Annotated in this window: 5 protein-coding genes; 1 reads left to right on the forward strand and 4 read right to left on the reverse strand. The window is 70.6% G+C overall.

Annotated elements, in window-relative coordinates; all coding sequences use genetic code 11:
* The 4 genes from Q4P07_RS08930 to Q4P07_RS08945 all read right to left on the reverse strand — a co-directional run.
* Positions 1-341, reverse strand: a 341-nt coding sequence (locus Q4P07_RS08930; RefSeq protein ID WP_303374565.1) for a D-aminoacyl-tRNA deacylase, incomplete at its 3' end; no start/stop codon positions are given.
* A 10-nt stretch (positions 342-351) separates the two neighbouring features.
* Positions 352-1,377 carry an asparaginase gene (locus Q4P07_RS08935; RefSeq protein ID WP_303374566.1) on the reverse strand — a complete coding sequence of 342 codons (1,026 nt, stop codon included), beginning with the start codon at positions 1,375-1,377 and terminating at the stop codon, positions 352-354.
* Entirely contained in the window at positions 1,374-2,219 is an 846-nt protein-coding gene (locus tag Q4P07_RS08940; protein ID WP_303374567.1) for a 3-keto-5-aminohexanoate cleavage protein, read from the reverse strand. The genes Q4P07_RS08935 and Q4P07_RS08940 overlap by 4 nt, the downstream gene beginning before the upstream one ends.
* A gap of 100 nt (positions 2,220-2,319) precedes the next feature.
* Positions 2,320-3,366 carry a folate-binding protein YgfZ gene (locus Q4P07_RS08945; RefSeq protein WP_303374568.1) on the reverse strand — a complete coding sequence of 349 codons (1,047 nt, stop codon included), beginning with the start codon at positions 3,364-3,366 and terminating at the stop codon, positions 2,320-2,322.
* A gap of 65 nt (positions 3,367-3,431) precedes the next feature.
* Here Q4P07_RS08945 and Q4P07_RS08950 point away from each other — a divergent pair.
* A partial coding sequence (locus Q4P07_RS08950; RefSeq protein ID WP_303374569.1) for an LCP family protein occupies positions 3,432-4,054 on the forward strand: 623 nt, incomplete at its 3' end.

Below are 4,054 nucleotides of genomic sequence, written 5' to 3' on the forward strand. Positions count from 1 at the left end.
AGCCCGCGAGACCGCAGGGACGCCACGACCGCGTCCACGAGAGGCTCGGCCACCGCGCCGGGAGCCGCGCTGCTCCAGGACGGGCGGCGGCCCTTGTTGACCTCGCCGTAGAGGGTGAACTGGCTGACCACGAGCACGGGTGCCGAGCTGTCCAGGACCGACTGCTCGTCGCGCAGGATGCGCAGCTCGGCGATCTTGCGGGCCATCGCCTCGACCTGGGCGGGCCCGTCGTCATGGGTGGCGGCCACGAGCGCCAGCAGCCCGGGTCGCTCGATCGACCCGACGACCTGATCGTCGACCGTCACGCTGGCCCGCGTCACGCGCTGCAGGACCGCTCTCACGACTCGCCGCTCATGACCATTCGTGGACGGCCACGCGGACCGCGCCGACCGGCTCGCCGTGGCCCTTGACCACGGCGTCCGCGTCCAGCGCATCCAGGACCGCACCCACCTCGGGTCCGAGGTCGAGCGCGCCCAGGCGACGCAGCGCAGCGGTCATCACGACGACGCGGGCGCGGTCGTAGCCGTCCGCGATCTTCACGGTGAGACCAGAGCCGTCGGCCAGGCCCACGGCATACACCGACTCCGCACCATCCTTGGCGATGAGGCCGGGGACGCCCTCGATGAGCCGGGTGACGTCGCGGCCCGTGCCGCCGAGCCAGGCCGGGGCCGCCCGGATCGCCGCCGCCAGCTGGCCCTCAGGAGTGGACCGCCTCGCCGCGGCGATCCTGCCGAAAGCGCGCGCCAGCCCGAGGGTGGTGACCGCCAGCGCCGGGGCGCCACAGCCGTCGACCGTCGTGGCCGCGACGCGGTCGCCGGTGAGCTCCTCCACGACCTCGACGATGAGCTGCTGGAGCGGGTGCGCGGGGTCGAGGTAGGTCTGCGTGTCCCAGCCCGCAGCGACGCATGCCGCGAGCATCCCGGAGTGCTTGCCCGAGCAGTTCTGAGCCAACGACGACGGGCGTATGCCTTCGGCGAGGAAACGGTCCCGCTCCGGCTCCGAGAGCGGCAGGCTGGGCGTGTTCTGCAGGTCGGTCTCGTGCAGGCCCACGGAGGCCAGGATGCGGCGGGCGCCCTCCCGGTGGAAGCTCTCGCCGGAGTGGCTGGCGCTGGCGAGTGCGAGCAGCTCCGGCTCGGCAAACTGCGCACCGGCGCGGAGCATCGCGATGACCTGCAAAGGCTTGAGCGAGGACCGGGGCAGGATCGGCGCCTCGATCGGACCGACGTTGATCACGCTGCGGCCGGTGGCATCGACTGCCGCGACGACACCATGGTGGACGGACTCGATAAAGCCATTGCGCACGACCTCGGCGACGAGCGGTGCCCCGCTCAGCGGGCTGGAGCCCACCGGCGCACCGAAGGGGTATGCCGTGCTCATCGGGTCCTCCTCTCCTTGACGCCGAGCAGCTCGCGCGCCTCGGTCGTCGACATCGGCGGCCGTTGCATGGCGGTCGCGATGTCGACAACGCGCTCGACGAACTCGACGTTGTGCTGGACCTGCTGACCGCGGGCATAGAGGAGGTTGTCCTCCATCCCCACGCGCAGGTGGCCACCCGCCGCGAGGGCGGCCGCAGCGATGGGCAGGTGCGCGCGCCCGATGCCGGTCGCCGACCAGCTGGTGACCTCTTCGGGCAGCATCGAGACCCCCGCGACGAGCGCCTCGACGGTCCCCGGCATGCCACCTGGCACGTTGGTGACAAAGTCGACGTGCACCTTCCCGCCGAACGGCAACCCGTGCGCGTCGATCAGCCTGCGCATGGCCGCGACGTGGCCCAGGTCGAACAGCTCGAACTCCGGCACGACCTCACGCTCCTGGGCCTGCACGTAGAGCTGGCTCATGAACGGAAAGGGGTTGAGGAAAATGTTGTCGCCGAAGTTGAGGGTGCCGCAGGTCAACGAGCAGGAGTCGGGCTCGGCCTCCAGCACGGTCAGCCGCGACTCCAACGGGTCGTGGACGGAGCCGCCGGTCGAGAGCTGGATGACCAGGTCGGTGGCTTCGCGCAGCGCCTGGACGGTGTCGCGCAGACGGACGGGGTCCAGGGTCGGGGCGTGATCGTTCTCGGGGTCACGCACGTGCACGTGGATGAGGCCAGCTCCGGCGGCCTCGCAGCGTTGCGCGGTCTCGACCAGTTCTTCGGTCGTCGTGGGCAGTTGGGGGAAGTCGGCCTTGGCCGTCTCGGCGCCCGAGGGCGCCACCGTGATCAACGTCGATGCAGACATGTGGCGATCTTCTCAGCCTGGCCGGCCCGGCCTGCACCTCGGGTCAGAGTTGGCGGCACGCTTCACGCTCCGTGCTGTGGCGAGGCAGCAGGGTCCGCCGTCAGAGGACGCGACGCGGTCTGCGCTCGGTGTCCGACGGCACGATGACGGTCTGGGCGGCGCTGGTGTGCTCGGCCAGCAGCACCATCTCCGGGTCGGTGTTGCGCTTGATGAGCGCGAGCGCGATGGGCCCGTCCTCGTGGTGTCGGGCGACGCTGGTGAGGTGGCCGACGGCCCGACCACCCTCCACCGGCAGGAGCTCGGTGCCGGGATCCGGGAGCACGTGCCCCGAGCCGTCGAGGTGCAAGAAGACCAGCCTGCGGGGCGGGCGGCCCAAGTTCTTGACCCGCGCGACGGTCTCCTGCCCGCGGTAGCAGCCTTTGTGCAGGTGCACTGCGGTGCGCAGCCAGTCCAGCTCGTGCGGGATGGCGCGCTCGTCGGTGTCGACGCCAGCGCGTGGTCGCCAGGCAGCGACCCGGAGGGCCTCGGAGGCCCACGTCCCCGACAGCGGGCGGTCACCCAGCGCAGCCTCGACGTCGGCGACCGGCACGATCAGCTCTCGCCATTGCCATCCCTGGGCCGGGTGCTCCTCGACGGGCGGGCCGTAGGCGAAGGTGTCTCCGACCAGCCGTGGCCACGGGTCTACCCAGGCGACCGGCTCCCCCGGGACGGACTCAAGGCCGATCGGCTCCCCGAGCACGGCATACGCGCCGGAGACGTCCTCCAGCTCGACACGGAGCATGAAGCGCATCGTGTCGAGCCACTCCACGATCGGCGCGGCGGCGCCCGGCTCGGTGGTGATCCAGGTCTTCTCCCCGTCGTCCACGATGTGCAAGGCGTGCTCGACCTTGCCCTTGGGGGTCAGGATCAGCGACTCGGTCGAGGTATGCGGTGTCAGCCCGTTGAGGTGCTGGGTGGTGAGGGAGTGCAACCAGGTGAGGCGGTCGGCCCCGGCGATCGTGATGACTCCGCGGTGGGAGAGGTCGACGGCCGCCAGGCCCTCGGCGAGCAGCACCTGCTCACGGTGCGGGTCGCCGTAGTGGGACGCCACACCTGCGTCGATCCCGGTCCCGTCGACGGCGCCGTGGCGGGACAGGAAGATGCTCATGTCCAGCAGGCTACGTCAGGTTGCTGGGCACTCGGTGAAAGGTTGTAGCCGTACACTTCACGCTCATGGGGTATGACGATGACAGTGCCGCTGACAACCGCGACGGCCGCCGCTCGCGGTCTCGCGGGGACTCGGGTGCACCACGCCGGCGGCGCCGGCCGATCCGCGCCCTAGCGTCCGTCATCGGGCTGCTTGCTCTCGTCGGAGTGCTGGTCCTGGGTGGCTATGCCCTGTATCTGCAGCGGACGGTGTCTAAGAACATCGAATACAAGCCCCTCAAGGCGGACAACGACTCCGTCATCACCATCTCTCCGGATGAGGTCGGGGGCACCCAGCCTGGCGTCGACGAGGACGGCAGAGCCATCGTCATCGGCGAGGACGGCAAGGCCATCGATCTTGCTGGCGGGGGCAAGGTCACGGCGACCTCGCCGGCCCGGGATCCCGAGGCCGGGGACGCCCTCAACTTCCTCGTCATCGGCTCCGACAGCCGCGACCTCTCGGTCGAGCGCGGCCGCTCCGACGTCATCGTGCTGATGCACATCAACGACGCTCGCGACCGGGTCGACCTGATCCACTTCCCTCGCGACCTCTTCGTGCCCATCGCTGGCACCGGCGGCTCCGCGAAGATCAACGCGGCCTACTCCTACGGCGGCGCGCCGCTGCTCGTGCAGACCCTGCAGCCGCTCAT

This window comes from Ornithinimicrobium sp., assembly GCF_030537745.1.
In the GTDB taxonomy this organism is placed as follows: Bacteria; Actinomycetota; Actinomycetes; order Actinomycetales; family Dermatophilaceae; genus Ornithinicoccus.